General features: G+C 34.2%; 2 protein-coding genes and 1 pseudogene. 1 reads left to right on the forward strand and 2 read right to left on the reverse strand.

Annotated features, from left to right (window positions below; genetic code table 11):
• A pseudogene (locus JCM11969_RS20615) lies at positions 1-121 on the forward strand (IS30 family transposase); the annotation flags it as partial.
• 468 nt (positions 122-589) lie between these two features.
• On the opposite strand, the gene JCM11969_RS16280 reads toward JCM11969_RS20615, so the two are convergent.
• The gene (locus tag JCM11969_RS16280; RefSeq protein ID WP_054712922.1) at positions 590-1,504 is read right to left on the reverse strand and encodes an Ig-like domain-containing protein; all 915 of its coding nucleotides are present in this window, start codon (positions 1,502-1,504) and stop codon (positions 590-592) included.
• Between the two features lie 483 nt (positions 1,505-1,987).
• Entirely contained in the window at positions 1,988-2,476 is a 489-nt protein-coding gene (locus tag JCM11969_RS16285) for a hypothetical protein (protein WP_054712925.1), read from the reverse strand.
• Between the last annotated feature and the right edge of the window lie 336 nt (positions 2,477-2,812).

Consider the following 2,812-nt stretch of genomic DNA (forward strand, 5'->3'; position numbering starts at 1 on the left):
CAGATCCTTGGCATTGGCCTCACTGGTTGATATTCAACTGGCTCAAGATACCTTAAACAACCGGCTGCGGCGGTCATTGAACTATCGCTGTCCAGCTGATCTAATGCCTGAACTAGCTTAGCAACTAGACCACTTCTAAGAATAGATTCTTAGTGTTGCACTTGATTTGACAATTGAGGTTTTTATTATTTTGGACTTTTAGCAATCATTCTTATATATAAGGGCGTTTGCTTAATGCCCGTTTTTTAAAAAGTCTTACAAATCCTTATATATCAACATTTATAGCCGTTCGGGCTTGCCACCAAGGCAAAGCACGAAAAGGCGGACATTAATTAAAATTATTAACTTAATAACTCAATCAAGAACCAGACTGCGGAAAACAAGTTTTCCTTGTCGTTCCACTCGTTCACGTTAGGGATATGCGCTTTCCCTTGCAGGGACGCTTTGAACAATTAAATAGTTTGCCAATAGTCTAAGTTACTTTTTTATCATAAACTGTTTTTTATAGTAAATGTGTTCATAATAAATTTTTATTAACAAAAAACACCATATTCTAATGAATACGGTGACTTACTCTAAATAATAATGACTAAGGCAAGGAATTTAATACTGCTGCTTGTTTTTGTTGTAATTCATTGATTTGTTCATCAAGGGATTTTGACTCTGATTTTAATTTATCAAATTCACTTTGCTCAGTTATAGCATTTTTTAAATAAGTGTCTACACCTTCAGAACTTATTTCACTAAAAGTATTTATATCTTTTTGGTCTTCGCTTACTTCCCCTTCGTCTGTTTGTAGATTTGCAAGAGCTGTGTAGTCATTTGGATCTTGCGCTAAGAGCTTTTTATCCTTAATTACTGCATTTTGATAAATTGTAAGAGAATCATTCAAATCACTTAATTTGGTATTCCTATAAAACTCAACGGCCATTTGAGCAGCATCTAATGGGCCCATATTATTGTTTGCATGAAGTTGGTCTAATTGATTATTTATCGAAGACATTTGATCATTTAAAGCATCTATTTGTTTCTGATAAGCTAACCAAGTATTAGCAGTTTGCGCATTATCTGAATTAACTACTGTCGTAGTACTTTGTTTATTTTTTAAGTCATTTAATTGCGATTGCAAACTTACAATCGTATTCTGCAAGCCGTGAATTTCATCTTGATAATTATTACTTTGAGCTTGATCTATTTTTGTAGAAGCATATAAAGCCGTAACAGTATATTTTTTAGCTGTAAAACCTTTTTTTGTAGCTTGAATCGTATACTTCCAACCATTTTTGATTGGTACTTTAAGGGTTATTTTAAAAGCACCTTTTTTAGAAGCTGTACCCTTACCTAATAAAGTCTTATTATGTAAAACCTTAATAGTTGCTAATTTAGTAGTTTTACCTTTAACACTCGTTTGCTTACCTGTAATTGGATTTACCTTCAAACTAACGTGATTAGATTTCGCAAGCACAGGGCTGCTTAACAACAATGCGCTTAATCCGACACTCATCAAAATTATGATAAATACTATATTATCTCCAATGATTTTTTAGAACATGTATTATAAGCTCTTTTAAGCCATTCTATCTTACTCACGTATATTTATATTCAAGTTGTTCTAAACGTCTTAGAACGTCTCTCACGGCTTTAAAATATAAGATAAACCACATCTGCGCAAAATTGCACACATCTTTTTGAGATCTCCCCAAAATTAAGGTTATCTCAAAACACGAACCCCTAGCTCTTGTTTAACTAGGGTCTACCCTAATGTATCCATCAAAAACAACTGATTTTATTAGTTACAATTAAGTGTTCCAGTGGCGTTCTTAGGTTACCCTTCTTATCTATATCATTGAGAAGTTTCTGTAATTTCTGATACTCCCGTGTTATGATTAATCTCGTTCTGACATTCCATTGGAATATTCCTATACAAAAAAGATCATCAAAGAAGATACCCTCATAATACCTTCCTAGATGGTCTTTTTTACATCTGCTAAAATCCAAAATGAACCAGTTTCACCTTATGATAATTTCCATGCTTGTTAAGCGATAATGTGTTATGAAAGTTCTTTCTAGTGTATATAACGTCTGGGCCCTGTCCAGACACGTCTAATCCCTTATGATTATGCCCATGGTAACTAAAAATGATTGGCACGTACTGGCATCCAAAATCTAAAGAGTGACCATAATATAATCCATCATAATAAAGTTTTACACGATAATGCTTACCATTAGCATAGCAAGTACCTTTAACCAAATGTCTAGTTATCACCATTTTACCAGTTCTATACTTCTTATATGTACCAGTAAATACAGCTTTCTGGTTTCCAAAATACCATTTTCCATGAAGTGCTTTAGGAACTTTATACCCATATGTCAGTTTAGTCCCATAATTTGCATGTGCCGTTGAAGGTATTTCGAATAATGACAGCCCAATACAAACACCTAATCCAACAACGAGTCCCTTAATCAATTTAGACAAGGTAAAACGCCCCTTTCATATTGATCTAACTATACCACATATCCTCCATAACTCCCTCAGCTTTTACCGTCATCAGCGTTTGGACTTACCCTATACCAATTTCTACTTTACATAATCGGCCTTATCCCAAGTAAACCCTTCATGCCCTGATAAAACAACGATCCGTTATTTGGCCTTTGTGAACTTGTCCAAAAAAGAAGTGGTATAGGTCTTAGATTGGCTTTAATTGGGGAACTGTACTTTGTGAAATTTCTTGGGATTACGCCTGTACCATTCATCAATATTCTCCGTATTTTTGAACTTTCTTTCGAATTTGACTTGACGGGTTATGGGTTA

This window comes from Secundilactobacillus paracollinoides DSM 15502 = JCM 11969 (assembly GCF_001311135.1).
Taxonomy (GTDB): Bacteria; Bacillota; Bacilli; order Lactobacillales; family Lactobacillaceae; genus Secundilactobacillus; species Secundilactobacillus paracollinoides.